This is a genomic window from Streptomyces sp. NBC_01224 (assembly GCF_036002945.1).
GTDB lineage: Bacteria > Actinomycetota > Actinomycetes > Streptomycetales > Streptomycetaceae > Streptomyces.
Genome location: NZ_CP108529.1, coordinates 1,377,136 through 1,393,979, shown reverse-complemented (window position 1 = coordinate 1,393,979; position 16,844 = coordinate 1,377,136). Strand labels below are relative to the sequence as shown.

5 protein-coding genes and 7 pseudogenes are annotated in these 16,844 nt (G+C 68.5%); all 12 read left to right on the top strand.

What is annotated here, in order from left to right; translation table 11 throughout:
- The first annotated feature begins 17 nt into the window (after positions 1-17).
- A complete protein-coding gene (gene mhpA / locus OG609_RS05535; protein WP_327271755.1) occupies positions 18-1,640 on the top strand; it encodes a bifunctional 3-(3-hydroxy-phenyl)propionate/3-hydroxycinnamic acid hydroxylase MhpA in 1,623 nt (540 codons plus the stop codon).
- A 29-nt stretch (positions 1,641-1,669) separates the two neighbouring features.
- Complete coding sequence (locus OG609_RS05530) at positions 1,670-2,563, top strand: SAM-dependent methyltransferase (RefSeq protein ID WP_327271754.1); 894 nt, start codon at positions 1,670-1,672, stop codon at positions 2,561-2,563.
- A 62-nt stretch (positions 2,564-2,625) separates the two neighbouring features.
- Positions 2,626-5,475 carry a helix-turn-helix transcriptional regulator gene (locus tag OG609_RS05525; RefSeq protein ID WP_327271753.1) on the top strand — a complete coding sequence of 950 codons (2,850 nt, stop codon included), beginning with the start codon at positions 2,626-2,628 and terminating at the stop codon, positions 5,473-5,475.
- Positions 5,476-5,512: 37 nt separating this feature from the next.
- Positions 5,513-6,040, top strand: coding sequence for a YceI family protein (locus OG609_RS05520; protein WP_327271752.1), 528 nt, complete (start codon positions 5,513-5,515; stop codon positions 6,038-6,040).
- Positions 6,037-6,927: an ROK family protein gene (locus OG609_RS05515; protein WP_327271751.1), complete on the top strand. Its 891-nt coding sequence runs from the start codon at positions 6,037-6,039 to the stop codon at positions 6,925-6,927. The genes OG609_RS05520 and OG609_RS05515 overlap by 4 nt, the downstream gene beginning before the upstream one ends.
- Positions 6,928-7,167: 240 nt before the next feature.
- Positions 7,168-13,413: pseudogene (locus OG609_RS46075) on the top strand (SDR family NAD(P)-dependent oxidoreductase); the annotation flags it as partial.
- A 12-nt stretch (positions 13,414-13,425) separates the two neighbouring features.
- A pseudogene (locus OG609_RS46070) lies at positions 13,426-13,764 on the top strand (ketoacyl-synthetase C-terminal extension domain-containing protein); the annotation flags it as partial.
- A 36-nt stretch (positions 13,765-13,800) separates the two neighbouring features.
- Positions 13,801-14,739: pseudogene (locus OG609_RS46065) on the top strand (acyltransferase domain-containing protein); the annotation flags it as partial.
- 45 nt (positions 14,740-14,784) lie between these two features.
- Positions 14,785-15,234, top strand: a pseudogene (locus OG609_RS46060) (polyketide synthase dehydratase domain-containing protein); the annotation flags it as partial.
- Positions 15,235-15,732 (top strand): annotated as a pseudogene (locus OG609_RS46055) (polyketide synthase dehydratase domain-containing protein); the annotation flags it as partial.
- Positions 15,715-16,239 (top strand): annotated as a pseudogene (locus OG609_RS46050) (SpnB-like Rossmann fold domain-containing protein); the annotation flags it as partial. The pseudogenes OG609_RS46055 and OG609_RS46050, both read left to right, overlap by 18 nt.
- A pseudogene (locus OG609_RS46045) lies at positions 16,213-16,824 on the top strand (beta-ketoacyl reductase); the annotation flags it as partial. The pseudogenes OG609_RS46050 and OG609_RS46045, both read left to right, overlap by 27 nt.
- Positions 16,825-16,844 lie beyond the last annotated feature (20 nt).

Genomic DNA, 16,844 nt, shown 5'->3' with positions numbered 1-16,844 from the left:
TTCAGGGAGATACAGACGTGGTGAACTCCGATGTGCTGATCGTCGGATATGGTCCGGTGGGCCAGCTGGCGGCGATCCTGCTGGCCCAGCGCGGCCGCACGGTCACGGTGGTCGAGCGCTGGCCGCAGCCCTACCCGATGCCCCGCGCCGTCGCGTACGACGGCGAGGCGGCCCGCATCCTCGCCGCCGTGGGTGTCGCCGACCGCCTCGAGGGTGTCCGGGAACCCACCGGCGAGTACGTTTGGGAGAACGCCCGCGGGCAGACCCTGATCCATATGGAGGTGCCGGGGAAGAGCCCGTCGGGCTGGCCCGAGTCCACGTCGATGTACCAGCCCGGCCTGGAGGCCGCCCTCGTCGCACGCGGAGCGGAACTGCCCGGTGTCACCGTGCACCGCGGCCGGACGGCGGTCGAGCTGACCAGCTACGAGGACCGGGTGGAGGTCGTCGCGGAGGACGCGGACGGCAACCGGCACACGTACGGGGCCCGCTGGGTCATAGGCTGCGACGGCGCCAACAGCTTCGTCGGCCGGCACATCGGGACGACGGTCACCGACTACGGTTTCTCTCACGACTGGCTGATCTGCGACGTCGTGACCCACGACAAACGCGAGTACACGCCCAACAACCTGCAGATCTGCGACCCCGCCCGGCCCAGGACCGCGGTCTCCGCGGGTCCCGGCCACCGGCGCTGGGAGTTCATGCGGATGCCCGGCGAGACGGTCGAGGAGCTCGGGCACGAGACGACCGTGTGGCGGCTGCTGGGGCTCTTCGACCTCACCCCGGACAACGCCACCCTGGAACGGCACGCCGTCTACACCACGCAGGGCACCTGCGCGGACCAGTGGCGCTCCGGAAGGCTGCTGGTCGCGGGCGACGCCGCGCACGTCATGCCGCCCTTCGTCGGGCAGGGCATGTGCTCGGGCTTCCGCGACGCCGCCAACCTCGCGTGGAAGCTGGACCTCGTCCTGGGCGGCCGGGCAGGCGAGGACCTGCTCGACACCTACACCGTCGAACGCAGCGCACACGTACGGCCGGCCATCGAGACGTCGATCGCGCTGGGCAACGTCATCTGCCAGACCGACCGCGCCGCCGCGGCCGGGCGCGACGCCTTCATGCTCGCCGCCCGCATGCGCGCCAAGGGTGGTCGGGACCAGGCCGCCCCGGACGGGCCCTCGCTGGCCGACTCCCTCGGCGAGGGGTTCCTGCGCACCGGCGCAGCCTCGGCCGACGGGACCGCGCGGTCGGCCGGCCAGCTCGTCCCGCAGGCGGAAGTGGTACGCGGCGGCGTCAGGGGACTCCTCGACGACATCGTCGGTACCGGTTTCGTCCTGCTCTGCGCCGAGGACCCGCGCCTGTTCCTCGGCACCTCCGATCTGGACTTCCTCGACACCCTCGGCTGCCACCTCGTGCAGGTACTGCCTGCGGGGACCGCGCCGGAGAAGGCGGGGGAGTACGCGGTCGTCGATGCCGAGGGCCTCTATCTGTCCTACCTGGCCGGGCTGCCCGGCCCAGGACCTGCCGGTGCGATCGGCATGCTCGTACGCCCGGACTTCTACCTCTTCGGTGCCGCCCACAGCCCCGACGATCTGGTCGGGCTCATCGACGACCTGCGTCACCGGCTCGGCCGAACCACTACCTGAACCTCCGCCCCACGAAAGGCAGACCTCCCATGTTGGAAGCAGCCAAGCAGTTCGGAAAGCTCATCCAGATGATCTCGACGGGCGACCCCGTCAAGCGGACCCGGCGCCTCTACCAGTTCATGCCACCCAGCTTCGAGTTCGTCGACCGCACCACCACGTACTGCAACTTCGGTTACTGGAACGACGGATGCGTCAGCCTGGACGAGGCCGCGGAGGAGCTCGCCACCCGGCTGGGTGACGCCGCCGGCATCCAGGCCGGTGACACCGTGCTCGACCTCGGGTTCGGCTACGGCGATCAGGACTTCTCCTGGATCCGCAACCGGCAGCCCAAGAAGATCCACGGCCTGAACATCACCCCGCACCAGATCGAGGCCGCCCAGGCCCGCGCCAAGGCGGAAGGGCTCGAGGACCGACTCGAATTCCAGCAGGGATCCGCCACCGACATTCCCTTCCCGGACAACACGTTCGACCGGGTCGTCGCCCTTGAATCCGCATTTCACTTCTACCCGCGCAGCGCATTCTTCAAGGAAGCATTCCGGGTCCTGCGCCCCGGCGGTGTACTTGCCGTCGCGGACGTCCTTCCGACCCACGACGCGGTCGTACGCAAGGAACTCAAGTCCCGCGCGCTCAGCTGGATCCTCCTCAGTTACGACGAGGAGAACTGGTACACCTCGGGGGTCTACGCCGACAAGCTGGCCGAAGCCGGATTCGAGGAGAACCGAATCGATTCCATCAGGGACCGGGTGTGGGAGCAGTACCGCACGTTCATGGTGACGAAGATCAAGAGCCCTGAGTACAAGGAACTGGTCACGCCCACCCAGTACAAGGGAATAAGCCAGAACTGGAGTGACCAGGAACTGCTGAAGAAGGAGCTGGACACCATCGATTACGTTATTGCGGTCGCGCACAAACCGACGATCTGAACATCACCCGGATGCGGGCCGCGCCGGGACAGCAGTAAGCGTGCAAGGGCAGGGGTGGAAGGGTGCGTTTGGTCGAGCGTGACGAGCATGTGCGGTATCTGGACGGGCTGCTGGACGAATGCCGCGGGAGACGGGGGCATGTCGTCGTGCTCGACGGCCCCGTCACCACGGGCAAGACCGAGCTTCTGCGCGTATTCACCGAGCGCGCCTCGTCGGACGTCGTCGTGCTCCGTGCTACCTGCTCGCGCGCGGAGCGCACCCTGCCCTTGGGAGTCCTGACCCAGCTGCTGCAGAGCGCCAGCCTGCCCCTGGACATCGCCGACCGGGCCGCTCAGCTGCTGAAGGAAGGAGTGTCCTCGGACGCTCTGCCCCGAACCCACCACGACACCGTCGAACCGGAAGCCGTCCAGATCTTCCAGGGCCTCGGCGTCGTCCTGCTCGACCTGGCCGCGGAAACACCGGTGCTGATAGCCGTCGACGACGTTCAGCATGCCGACATCTCGTCTTTGCACTGCCTGCTCCACATCGTGCGCAGGATCGGATCGGCGCGGATCATGGCGGTCCTGACCGAGGACGCGGAACTCGGAGCGCAGCACTCCCCGTTCCGCGCCGAACTGCGACGCCAGTCGCAGTTCCACCGGCTGCGCCTGGCACCGCTCACCCGGGCGGGCGTCGCCGAGGTGCTCCGCGGCCGGCCCTCCGGCCGCTCTCCCGAACTGGAGGACTTCGCCTCGCCACAGCGGCCGGAGGGCCGGACCAGCACGTGGGACGTGGACGACTTCTTCCGGGTCAGCGGCGGCAACCCCCTGCTTCTGCACGCCCTCATCGAGGATCACCACATCGCTGGTGAGGCACGGGCACAGGGCTACGGGCTGGCCCTGCTCAACTGCTTGTACCGGGACAATCCCGGCGTCGCGCACGTGGCGCGCGCCCTGGCGGTCCTCGATGAGGAGGGAGCCGTGAAGGAGCTGGCCCAACTGGCCGGAGCCGACACGGAGGCGGTCGGCCGCGCCCTCCACGACATGGAAGCGGCCGGTCTGACGAACAACGGCGTGTTCCGGCACCCTGTGGCCCGCTCGACCATCCTCGACAGCCTGCAGGCCCCGGATCGGGCGGCCCTGCACCGCCGCGCCGCGCAGCTCATGCACGCGCGGGGCGCACCCGCCATGACTGTCGCCCGCCACCTGGTGGAGTCCAAGCACACCCAGGGCCCGTGGGCGGTCCGGGTGCTGCTGGAGGCCGCCGACCAGGCACTGTTCGGGGGCAGGATCCGGCTCGCGACGGAATGCCTCGCACTCGCCCACAGGTCCTGCGGCAACGAGCAGGACCGGCCGGGCATCAGAGCGCGGCTGACCCAGGCCGAATGGGAACTCAACCCCTCCGCGGCCGCGCGCCATCTCACCCCGCTGGCCGCGGCGGCGCGCACCGGCCAACTGGACCACGGCGACCTGCTGATCCTGCTCCGGCACCTGCTCTGGCACGGCCGTACGGGCGAGGCGGAGACCGTTCTCGAACGGATCCGCAGCGCCCGGTCCAAAACGGGTGAGGCCCCACAGGCCGCACCGTCCCGGAACACCGAACTGTGGCTCGCCGCCACCCATCCTCAGCTCGCCCGCAGACACCAGGGGTCCGTCCCGGCCGATGACGGATCCCCCACACTTGCCGACCCTCGCGGCGACCCGTGGCTGCGGTCGGCAGCCGAACTGGCGGGGCTGTTCACCCACGGGCCCGGCGAGCCGGCCGCAGACCGTGCGGAACGGGTCCTCGACGGCCTCGGCCTGGGCCGTACGTCGCCCTGGACCGAGGAAGCCGTACAGCTGGCCCTGCTCGTCCTGATCTGCGCGGGACGCCTGCGCAGCGCGGCCGACCAGTGCGAACGCCTCCTGGCCGAGGCGGGTTCACGGGAGGCCCCCCTCTGGTCGGCGATGGCTTCCGCGACGCGTGCGGAGATCGCTGTCAGGCAGGGCGACCTGGCAGCGGGCGCCGGACACGCCCGGCAGGCACTGACCCGGCTGCCGCCCCAGGCGTGGGGCGTCGCGATCGGCTTTCCGCTGGGCAGCCTCATCCTTGCCTCGACCAGGATGGGCGACTACGCGGAAGCCGCGAGACACCTCACGTACTCAGCGACCGACGGCATGTTCCAGAGCCGCTACGGGCTGCACTACCTCCACGCCCGCGGCCACTACTACCTCGCCACCAATCAACCGCACGCCGCGCTCGCGGACTTCATCTCCTGCGGCGAACTCATGCGCACCTGGGACCTCGACGCCACAGCCCTCGTCCCCTGGCGGACCGGCGCGGCCGAAGCCTGGCTGCGCCTGGGCAACCGGGACCAGGCCAAGCGACTCATCCACGACCAGCTGGCCGGGGCGGGCACGGACACGCCGCGCATCCGCGGCTCGGCCCTGCGCCTGCTCGCCGCGACGGGCCCCACCGCCAGACGTCCCGACCTGCTCACCGAGGCGCTCGATCTGCTGGAGGACTGTGGCGACCGCTACGAGCAGGCGAGAGCCCTCGTCGACCTCAGCCGCAGCTACCACCAGCTCGAGGAGTACCGGCGGGCCCGCATGGTCTTCCGCAGGGCCTGGCACGTGGCCAACCTCTGCGACGCCGGTCCGCTGACGAAAGAACTCCTCGCGGCCACAGGTGACCTCAGCAGCCCCGAGACGGCTTCGGGCAGCACCGAGGGAATCACCTCACTCACCGGTTCGGAACGGCGCGTTGCCGCGCTTGCCGTCATGGGCTGCACCAACCGCGAGATCGCGAGCAAGCTCCACATCACCGCGAGCACGGTGGAGCAGCACCTCACCCGCGTCTACCGGAAGCTCAAGGTGAAGCGCCGAAAGGACCTGCCGGTGGATCTCCGCAGTGATGTGGTCAAGGATGAACGGGCCCAACTCGACTGTGGCTGAAGTCCATTCCGCCCCCGAACCCCACAGAGGTAACAACGTGTCACAGACAGCAGCGAACCCCCTGACCGTGCCGGCCCCCGGTACCTACACCATCGACTCCGACCGCAGCGCCATCACCTTCCGTACCCGGCACGTCTTCGGCCTCGCAGGCGTGGACGGCTCCTTCTCCGTCCTCAGCGGCCAGATCCGGGTCGCGGCCGAGGTCACGGAATCCGGTGCGAGGGCCGTCATCGACGCCAACAGCTTCACCACGGGCAACGACTCGCGGGACAAGGTCGTACGCTCGGACAAGTACCTGGCCACCGCCGCGCACCCCCATATCTCCTTCACCTCGGACGCGGTGCGCGAGTCCCAGGGTGCGTACACCCTGCACGGCGAACTGACGGTCCGTGCCACGACCCAGCCGGTGGAACTCTCCATCGAGCAGTCGGAGATCCGGGCGGGAGGGATCAGTTTCCGCGCCACCACGAAGATCGACCGGTACGCCTTCGGCATCACCGCCGACAAGGGCATGACCGCCCGCTACCTGATCCTCACCCTCGACATCGTCGCCTCGCCGGCGTGACGTTCCTGGGAATCGACGTCGGCGGCACCAAGGTTGCCCTGCAGACCGACGGCGGCGCACAGCCACGCTCCGCGGTGTTCCCGTGGCCGCAGACGAGCAGCGCCGCGGACGACCTGGAGGCTCTCGCCAGGAACGTCCGCGCGCTGCTCGACGACACCCCGCAGCCCGTCGAGGCGGTCGGCGTCGCCATGCCGGCGACCGTCGGCCCGGATGGTCTGGTGACCACCTGGCCCGGCCGTCCCAGCTGGACCGGGCTGGACCTGGGCGCCGCGCTCCACGCCCTCTTCCCCGGTAGCCGGGTGCTCTGGGCGGACGACGGAGACCTGGCAGCCCTCGCAGAGGCGGACGAAGCGAACTGCCCGGACGTCGTGTACCTCGGCGTCGGCACCGGCATCGGCGGTGGCATCGTCCTCGGCGGGCGCCCCTGCCCCGGAACCGCCCGCGGCTCCTGCGAGGTCGGCCATGTGATCGTCGACCCCAAGGGCCCGCTGTGCGACTGCGGACGACGCGGCTGTGTGCAGGCCGTCGCCTCCGGCCCGGCCACCTTGCGCCGGGCCGGCCGACTGCGAGGGGAGCCCGTGAGCTTCGCCGAGCTGGCGGAAGGCATCCATGACGAGCGGGACTGGGCCGTCACGGCGATCGGCGAGAGTTGTGACGCCCTGGCGGTGGCTCTCGTCAACCTCAACGAACTCGTCCGTCCCTCACTGGCGCTGATCGGTGGCGGATTCGCCGCCGGACTCCCCGGCTTCGCCGGCACAGTGGCCGAAAGAGCCCACGCTCTCGCCAGACCGGGCCACCCTGTCGCCCACGTACGCGCCGCCGCACTCGGCGGCTTGTCGTCCTTGCGCGGCGCGGTTCTCCTCGCCCGGGGCCCTCACCCCGGGTAGGGGGCTTCGGGGTAGGGGGCCGAGCGAACCCCCTAGGGGTTGTCCGGTTCTACGGACCCCCCGTAGATTTCCCGAGTAAGGGGAAAAATTCGAGTGCTGCGGAGTGCTTCGGAGTAGCGGCACCGCGAAAAAGCCGTAAGGAAATCGCGCTGAACGCCGAGCCGATTTCCCGTGTTGACGGAACCTTTGACGGTGGGTCGAAATTCACCTGCTGACCGCCGCGACGGGTTGGGTTGAGTGGACAACGAAGAGAAGCTCCGTGAGTACCTGAAGCGTACGACCGCAGATCTGCGCCGCACGCGACAGCGCCTCCGAGAAATCGAGGCCCAGGATCAGCAGCCTATTGCGATCGTGGGAATGAGCTGTCGATATCCGGGCGGAGTGGCGAGCCCCGAGGATCTTTGGCAGCTCGTCGCCACCGGAACCGACAGCATCTCCGCATTCCCGGCCGACCGTGGCTGGAATCTCGGCAATCTTTATGAGGCCGACTCCGGACAGGACGGCAAATCTGCCACGAAAGAAGGCGGGTTCCTCCACGAGGCGGGTGACTTCGACGCCGGCTTCTTCGGGATCTCGCCGCGTGAGGCGCTGGCGATGGACCCGCAGCAGCGGTTGCTTCTCGAAACCTCGTGGGAGGCGCTCGAGCGTGCGGGCATCGACCCGACCACGCTGCGCGGCAGTCGTACGGGCGTGTTCGCCGGGCTGATGTACCACGACTACGCGGCCCGCCTCGCGGTGGTGCCCGAGGGCGTGGAAGCGTTCTTGGGTATCGGAAACTCGGGTAGCGTCGTCTCGGGCCGGGTGGCGTACACCTTCGGCCTCGAAGGCCCCGCCGTCACGGTCGATACGGCGTGTTCGTCGTCGCTGGTCGCCCTGCACCTGGCGGTGCAGTCGCTGCGCAAGGGCGAGTGCACGATGGCCCTGGCCGGTGGCGTGACGGTGATGGCGACGCCGGGCACGTTCGTCGACTTCAGCCGCCAACGCGCCCTCGCAGGTGACGGGCGCTGCAAGTCGTTCGCGTCCACCGCCGACGGTACGGGCTGGTCGGAGGGCGTCGGCGTCCTTGTGGTGGAGCGGCTGTCGGACGCGCGGCGTAACGGCCACGAGGTCCTGGCGGTGGTTCGCGGGTCGGCCATCAACCAGGACGGTGCGTCGAACGGTCTGACCGCGCCGAACGGTCCCGCACAGCAGCGGGTCATCCGGCAGGCCCTGACCAGCGCTGGCCTGAACGCCTCACAGGTCGACGCGGTGGAGGCGCACGGTACGGGTACGACGCTGGGTGACCCGATCGAGGCGCAGGCCCTGCTGGAGACCTACGGCCAGGAGCGTCCGGAGGGCCGGTCGCTCTGGCTCGGGTCCATCAAGTCGAACATCGGTCACACGCAGGCCGCTGCCGGTGTGGCCGGCGTGATCAAGATGGTGCTGGCGATGCGGCACGGTGTGCTGCCGCGGACGCTGCATGTGGACGAGCCGACGCCGCAGGTCGACTGGGAGTCCGGTGACGTCCGGCTGCTGACCGAGCAGCGGGAATGGCCCGAGACGGGCGAACTGCGGCGGGCCGGTGTGTCGTCCTTCGGCGTGAGCGGTACGAACGCGCACGTGATTCTTGAGCAGGCTCCTGAGGTGGAGACGGCGGAAGACTTCGTTGGTGTCTCGGTGCCGGTGGTGCCGTGGGTGGTGTCGGCGAAGTCCGAGGCGGGTCTTTCGGCGCAGGTGGAGCGGTTGTCGGCGTTTGCCGGGGATCGGGATCCGGTGGATGTCGGGTTCTCGTTGGTGACGACGCGTGCGGCGATGAATCACCGTGCGGTGGTCATCGGCGATCGGACGGTTCGGGGCACGGTCGCGTCGGGTAAGTCGGCGGTGTTGTTCTCGGGTCAGGGTGCGCAGCGGTCGGGTATGGGCCGTGAGTTGTATGGGGCGTATCCGGTGTTCGCGGATGCGTTTGATGTGGTGTGTGCGGAGTTGGACCGGCATCTGGACCGGCCTGTGCGGGATGTGGTGTTCGAGGGTGGTGAGCTGCTGGATCAGACGGAGTTCACGCAGGCGGGGTTGTTCGCGCTTGAGGTGGCGTTGTTCCGGTTGGTGTCGGCGTGGGGTGTGAAGCCGGATTACCTGTTGGGGCATTCGATTGGTGAGTTGTCGGCTGCGCATGTGGCCGGGGTGTTGTCGCTGGAGGACGCGGCGAGGCTGGTGGCGGCCCGGGGCCGGCTGATGCAGGCGTTGCCGACGGGTGGGGCGATGGTCTCGCTCCAGGCGACGGAGGACGAAGTCCTTCCGCTGCTGACCGACGGTGTGTCGATTGCCGCGCTCAACGGGCCGTCTGCGACGGTGGTGTCGGGTGATGAGGACGCGGTTCTGGCGATCGCCGCGCATTTCGGGGCGGAGGGCCGTAAGACCAAGCGACTCCGCGTCAGCCACGCCTTCCACTCGCCGCGCATGGACGCCATGCTGGACGAGTTCCGCACGGTCGCCGAAGGCCTCACCTTCCACCGGCCCGAGACCATGGTTGTGTCCAATGTGTCCGGTCGGGTTGTGTCGGACGAGGAGATCTGCTCGGCGGATTACTGGGTGCGGCATGTCCGTGAGGCGGTGCGTTTCCTCGACGGGATGCGTGCGCTCCAGGACCAGGGTGTGGCGACGTTCCTGGAGTTGGGTCCGGACGGTGTGCTGTCCGCGATGGGGCAGGACTGTGTCGTGGACTCGGCGTTCGTACCGGTCCTGCGCAGGGAGCGTGACGAGGCGCTGACGCTCGTGACCGCCCTCGCCGAACTCCATGTGCGTGGATCTGCGGTGGACTGGGCCGCGTGCTTCGCCGGCACCGGTGCCCGCCGTGTCGGCCTGCCGACGTATGCCTTCCAGCGTGAGCATTTCTGGTTGGCGTCTCTTCCGGCGGGTGCGGTTGATGGGTCGGGTCTGGGTGTGCGTGCGGTTGACCATCCTCTGTTGAATGCGGAGGTGTCCCTTGCTGAGGGGGACGGGTTGGTGTTGACGGGGCGGTTGTCGCTTCAGTCGCACGGGTGGCTTGTGGATCATGTGGTGTTGGGTTCGGTGTTGTTGCCGGGTACGGCGTTTGTTGAGTTGGTTCTGTATGCGGGGGAGCGGGTGGGTTGTGGGTATCTGGAGGAGTTGACGTTGCAGGCGCCGTTGGTGATGCCTGGGCGTGGTGGTGTGTCGTTGCAGTTGTCGGTGGGTGGGCCTTCGGCGGATGGGCGTCGGGTGGTGAGTGTGCATTCGCGGTCGGCTGAGGATGCTGATGGTGAGTGGGTGCGTCACGCGACGGGTGTGCTGTCGGTGGTGGGTGCGGGCAGGGGTGAGTCGCTGGAGGAGTGGCCGCCGCGGGACGCGGCGGTGCTTGGTGTGGAGGGGTTCTACGAGGAGCTGCGCGGGCTGGGGTATGGGTACGGCCCGGTGTTCCAGGGGCTGCGGTCGGTGTGGCGGCGCGGCGACGAGGTGTTCGCCGAGGTTGCGCTGCCGGAGGGGATCTCCGGGGACGGGTTCGGTGTGCATCCGGCCTTGCTGGACTCGGCCCTGCACGCGATGGGGCTGGCCGGCGACCGAGGTGAGGACGGTGGAGGAACAGGTCTGCCGTTCGCGTGGTCGGGGGTTTCCCTGCATGCTGTGGGGGCGTCGGTTCTGAGGGTGCGGATCACGCCGGCGGGTTCCGGGGTGTCGTTGGTGCTGGCTGACGCGGCCGGTGAGCCGGTGGCTTCGGTGGATTCGTTGGTGCTGAGGCCGGTTTCGGCGGAGCAGGTGCAGTCGCCTGGATTGCTGCGCGATGCGTTGTTCGCGGTCGACTGGGTTGAGCATGTGCTGGGCGCGGGTGACACGGTCCCTTCCGTTCAGGTGGTCACTGATCTGGGTGTGCTGGATGCGGTGCCGGGTGTGGTGGCGGTGTCGTTCGCTGACTCCTCCGGTTCCGGTTCCGGGGATGTGGTGTCTCGTACGCATGAGATCGCGGGCCGGGCGCTGGAGTTGGTGCAGGAGTGGTTGGCGGATGAGCGGTTCGCCGATGCGCGGCTGGTGGTGGTGACTTCGGGTGCGGTGTTCTGTGAGTCGCCTGATCCTGTTCAGGCTGCTGTGTGGGGTCTGGTGCGGACGGCTGAGTCGGAGAACCCTGGCCGGTTCGTGTTGGTCGATGTTGATGGGGCCGAGGCGTCGTGGGCGGTTCTGTCGGCTGCGGTGGCTTCGGGTGAGCCGCAGGTGGCGGTGCGTGGGGGTGAGGTGTCGGTACCGAGGCTGGTGCGTGCGGTGGTTGGTTCGGGCGGGGTGGCGGAGTCGGCTGCCGGTGTGGGCACGGTGTTGGTGACGGGTGCCAGTGGTGCGCTGGGTGGGTTGGTGGCGCGTCATCTGGTGGTGGAGCGTGGTGTTCGGAATCTGTTGTTGGTGAGTCGTCGGGGACCGGATGCTCCGGGTGCCACGGAGCTGGTCGCTGAGCTGGCTGAGTTGGGTGCGCGGGCTCGGTTTGTCGCGTGTGATGTGGCGGATCGTGTTGCGTTGGCGGAGGTGCTGGCGGGTGTTGAGGCCGAGTGCCCGTTGGTGGGTGTGGTGCATGCGGCGGGTGTGCTGGACGACGGTGTGGTGTCGTCCTTGACTCCGGAGCGGTTGGCTGGGGTGTTGCGGCCGAAGGTTGATGCGGCGTGGTATTTGCATGAGCTGACGCGTGGCATGGATCTGTCGATGTTCACGTTGTTCTCCTCGGCTGCGGCGACGTTGGGGTCGTCGGGTCAGGCGAACTATGCGGCGGCGAACGCGTTCCTCGACGCTCTTGCCGAGATGCGGCGGGCCGACGGGCTCGTGGGTCTGTCGCTGGGCTGGGGGCCTTGGGCCGAAGGCGGGATGCTCGGCCAACTCGACGCCACTGACCTCCAGCGCATGGCCCGGGACGGCGTCCTGCCGCTGAACGCGCCCGAGGGACTGTCCTTGTTCGACTCCGCACCAGGTGTCGGCGGCGGCGCCCTGGTGCCCATCAAACTGGACTTTGCCGCCTTGCGTCGCCTCGCTTCCACGGCCGCCGTACCGCCGCTGCTTCGGGACCTTGTGCGGGTGCCAAGGATGCGAGCGGCCCGTGCCGGAGCAGCCAGGGGAACCGTGCTTGCCGACCGCCTGGTCGCACTCGCGCCGGCGGATCGGGACCGGCTCGTGGACGACCTGGTGAAGGCTCAGGTCGCCACGGTGCTCGGGCACGCATCCAGCGACGCCATCGAGGGGACGCAGGCGTTCAAGGAGTTGGGGTTCGACTCTCTCACCGCTGTCGAACTGCGCAACAGGCTTGCGACAGCGACAGGACTGCGCCTCCCCGCCACCCTGGTCTTCGACCATCCGACACCTGCGGCATTGGCTGCCTTCGTGCTCTCCGAGGCGCTTGGGGACGAGACCGGCTCCACCCGCGACTCCGCCGTGGCTGTCGTGGCGGCGGACGGCCCGATCGCGATTATCGGCATGAGCTGCCGCTATCCGGGTGCGGTATCCGATCCGGACGGCCTGTGGCGACTGGTGGCAGGCGGCGGTGACGGGATCGACGTTTTCCCCACTGACCGGGGCTGGGACATCGCCGCACTCTTCGACGCCGACCCCGACCGGACGGGAACGACTTACACCAACGAGGGCGGATTCCTCTACGAGGCCGCTGAGTTCGACCCCGAGTTCTTCGGTATCTCACCGCGTGAGGCGCTGGCGATGGATCCGCAGCAGCGGCTCCTCCTCGAAGCCTCGTGGGAGGCTGTCGAGCGCGCCGGTATCGACCCCACTTCTTTGCGTGGCAGCCGCACCGGTGTGTTCGCCGGTGTGATGTACCACGACTACGCCTCCCGACTGAGGGCCGCGCCGGACGATACCGAGGGGTATCTCGGCATCGGTAATTCGGGCAGTGTCGCCTCGGGGCGGGTGTCGTACACGTTGGGCCTGGAGGGTCCGGCGGTGACGGTGGACACGGCGTGTTCGTCGTCCCTGGTCGCGCTGCACTGGGCGATTCAGGCGCTGCGGTCGGGTGAGTGCTCGATGGCGCTGGCCGGTGGGGTGACGGTGATGTCCACGCCGGGCACGTTCGTCGAGTTCTCCCGGCAGCGTGGTCTGGCGGCCGACGGCCGGTGCAAGTCGTTCGCCGATGCGGCGGACGGTACGGGCTGGTCCGAGGGTGTCGGCATGCTGTTGGTGGAGCGGCTGTCGGATGCGCGGCGGAACGGGCACGAGGTGCTCGCTGTCGTGCGGGGCAGTGCGGTGAATCAGGACGGTGCGTCGAATGGTCTGACGGCGCCGAACGGTCCGTCGCAGCAGCGGGTGATTCGGCAGGCGCTGGCGAATGCCGGTCTGTCGGCTTCCCAGGTGGATGCGGTGGAGGCGCACGGCACGGGTACGAAGCTGGGTGACCCGATCGAGGCGCAGGCGCTGCTGGCGACGTACGGGCAGGGGCGGTCGGAGGGCCGGCCGCTGTGGCTCGGGTCGGTCAAGTCGAACATCGGTCACACACAGGCTGCCGCGGGTGTCGCCGGGATCATCAAGATGGTGCAGGCCATGCGGCACGGGGTCCTGCCGCAGACGCTGCACGTGGACGAGCCGACGCCTCAGGTCGACTGGAAGGCAGGAAACGTACGGTTGCTGACCGAATCGGTGGCCTGGCCGGAGACGGGCGAGGCCAGGCGGGCGGGTGTGTCGTCGTTCGGGATCAGCGGCACGAACGCACACGTGATCGTGGAGCAGGCTCCGGACACCGACACGCCGGTTCCCACCGCGGTGTGCTCGGTGCCGGTGGTGCCGTGGGTGGTGTCGGCAAAGTCCGAGGCGGGTCTTTCGGCGCAGGTGGAGCGGTTGTCGGCGTTCGTCGGGGATCGGGATCCGGTGGATGTCGGGTTCTCGTTGGTGACGACGCGTGCGGCGATGAATCACCGTGCGGTGGTCATTGGCGATCGGACGGTTCGGGGCACGGTCGCGTCGGGTAAGTCGGCGGTGTTGTTCTCGGGTCAGGGTGCGCAGCGGTCGGGTATGGGTCGTGAGTTGTACGAGTCGTATCCGGTGTTCGCGGATGCGTTTGATGTGGTGTGTGCGGAGTTGGACCGGCATCTGGATCGGCCGGTCCGTGAGGTGGTGTTCGAGGGTGGTGAGCTGCTGGATCAGACGGAGTTCACGCAGGCGGGGCTGTTCGCGCTCGAGGTGGCGTTGTTCCGGTTGGTGTCGGCGTGGGGTGTGAAGCCGGATTACCTGTTGGGGCATTCGATTGGTGAGTTGTCGGCTGCGCATGTGGCCGGGGTGTTGTCGCTGGAGGACGCGGCGAGGCTGGTGGCGGCCCGGGGCCGGCTGATGCAGGCGTTGCCGACGGGTGGGGCGATGGTCTCGCTCCAGGCGACGGAGGACGAAGTCCTTCCGCTCCTGGGCGACGGTGTGTCCATTGCCGCGCTCAACGGGCCTTCTGCGACGGTGGTGTCGGGTGATGAGGACGCGGTTCTGGCGATCGCCGCGCATTTCGGGGCGGAGGGCCGTAAGACCAAGCGGCTGCGGGTCAGCCATGCGTTCCACTCGCCGCGCATGGACGCCATGCTGGCGGATTTCCGCAAGATCGCGGAAAGCCTGACTTTCGATTCACCGCAGTTGACGGTGGTGTCCAATGTGTCCGGTCGGGTTGTGTCGGACGAGGAGATCTGCTCGGCCGATTACTGGGTGCGGCATGTCCGTGAGGCGGTCCGCTTCGTCGACGGGATGCGTGCGCTCCAGGACCAGGGTGTGACGATGTTCCTGGAGCTGGGTCCGGACGGTGTGCTGTCCGCGATGGGGCAGGACTGTGTCGAGGACTCGGCGTTCGTACCGGCTCTGCGCAAGGAGCGTGACGAGGCGCTGACGCTCGTCACCGCCCTTGCCGAACTCCACGTGCGTGGTGCGTCCGTCGACTGGGCCGTGTACTTCGCCGGCACCGGTGCCCGCCGCGTCGACCTGCCCACGTACGCCTTCCAGCGTGAGCACTACTGGCTCACCGATAACGTCGTGCATCCCACCGACGCGAGCGGCCTCGGTCAGAGCCCGGTTGCCCACCCCCTCCTCGGCGCGGCGGTTCCGCTTGCCGGAGGAGAGAGCATGGTGTTCACCGGCTTGCTGTCTCCCGGCCGGTATCCGTGGCTCGCCGACCACACGGTCATGGGGTCGGTTCTGCTGCCCGGCACGGCCTTCGTCGACCTTGCGTTGCACGCCGCCTCGTATATGGAATGCGACCTTATCGAGGAACTGACACTCGAGGCACCGCTGGTCCTGTCCGAGCTCGTCGAGACGCAGCTGCAGCTGGTCGTTGGGGCCACGGACAGCGAAGGGCGTCGTGCGATCACCGTGCACGCCCGCTCTGCAGCGGACGCGGAGTGGACCAGGCACGCGGTGGGGACGTTGGCCACGCGCACTTTGCCGGGTGAGTCGCTGGAGGAGTGGCCGCCGCGGGACGCTGTCGGGCTTGACGTAGCAGGGCTGTACGGTCAGTTGTTCGATCTGGGTCTTGGTTATGGGCCGGTGTTCCGGGGGCTTCGTGCTGCGTGGCGGCGTGGGGACGACCTTTTTGCGGAAGTGGTCCTTCCTGATGGTGTGGAGGTTCAGGGTTTCGGGCTTCATCCGGCTCTGCTGGACGCTGCCTTGCATGTGGTGGGGCTGGCCGGTGGTCAGGGTGGGGAAGCGCGTCTGCCGTTCGCGTGGTCGGGGGTTTCCCTGCATGCTGTGGGGGCGTCGGTTCTGAGGGTGCGGATCACGCCGGCGGGTTCCGGGGTGTCGTTGGTGCTGGCTGACGCGGCCGGTGAGCCGGTGGCTTCGGTGGATTCGTTGGTGCTGAGGCCGGTTTCGGCGGAGCAGGTGCGGGCGGCGGGTGCGGCGTCGGATGCCTTGTTCCGGCTGGAGTGGCCGGGGCTTCGGTTGGACGTGGGTGGGTCTGCGAGTGCGTTGAAGATCGGGTCCTTCGGGGACTGGGGCGCTCCGGGTCTGCTGGATGTGGTGTCGGGTGTGGTGGCGGTGTCGTTCGCGGATGTGGATGTCGCTTCCCGTTCCGGGGACGTGGTGTCTCGTACGCATGAGATCGCGGGCCGGGCGCTGGAGTTGGTGCAGGAGTGGTTGGCGGATGAGCGGTTCGCCGATGCGCGGCTGGTCGTGGTGACTTCGGGCGCGGTGGTGTGCGGCGGTGATGGTGCGCCGGATCCGGCGCAGGCTGCTGTGTGGGGTCTGGTGCGGGCGGCGGAGACGGAGAATCCGGGCCGGTTCGTGCTGGTGGATGTTGATGTGGCCGATGAGTCCGTGGTGTCGGCTGCGGTGGCGTCGGGTGAGCCGCAGATGGCGGTGCGGATGGGTGAGGTTTTCGTGCCGAGGCTGGCGCGGGTGGCTGTCGGTGCTGGTGGGAGTGTTCCCGAGGTCGGTGTGGGCACGGTGTTGGTGACGGGTGCGGGTGGTGTGCTGGGTGGGTTGGTGGCGCGTCATCTGGTGGTGGAGCGTGGTGTTCGGAATCTGTTGTTGGTGAGTCGTCGGGGGCTGGATGCTCCGGGTGCCACGGAGCTGGTTGCTGAGCTGGCTGAGTTGGGTGCGCGGGCTCGGTTTGTCGCGTGTGATGTGGCGGATCGTGTTGCGTTGGCGGAGGTGCTGGCGGGTGTTGAGGCCGAGTGCCCGTTGGTGGGTGTGGTGCATGCGGCGGGTGTGCTGGACGATGGTGTGGTGTCGTCCTTGACTCCGGAGCGGTTGGCTGGGGTGTTGCGGCCGAAGGTTGATGCGGCGTGGTATTTGCATGAGCTGACGCGTGGCATGGATCTGTCGATGTTCACGTTGTTCTCCTCGGCTGCCGGTGTGTTCGGGGGTGCGGGGCAGGCGAACTATGCGGCGGCGAATGCGTTCCTCGATGCTCTGGCCGAGATGCGGCGGGCGGAGGGGCTTGCGGGGCAGTCGTTGGCTTGGGGGCTGTGGGCTCAGGCCAG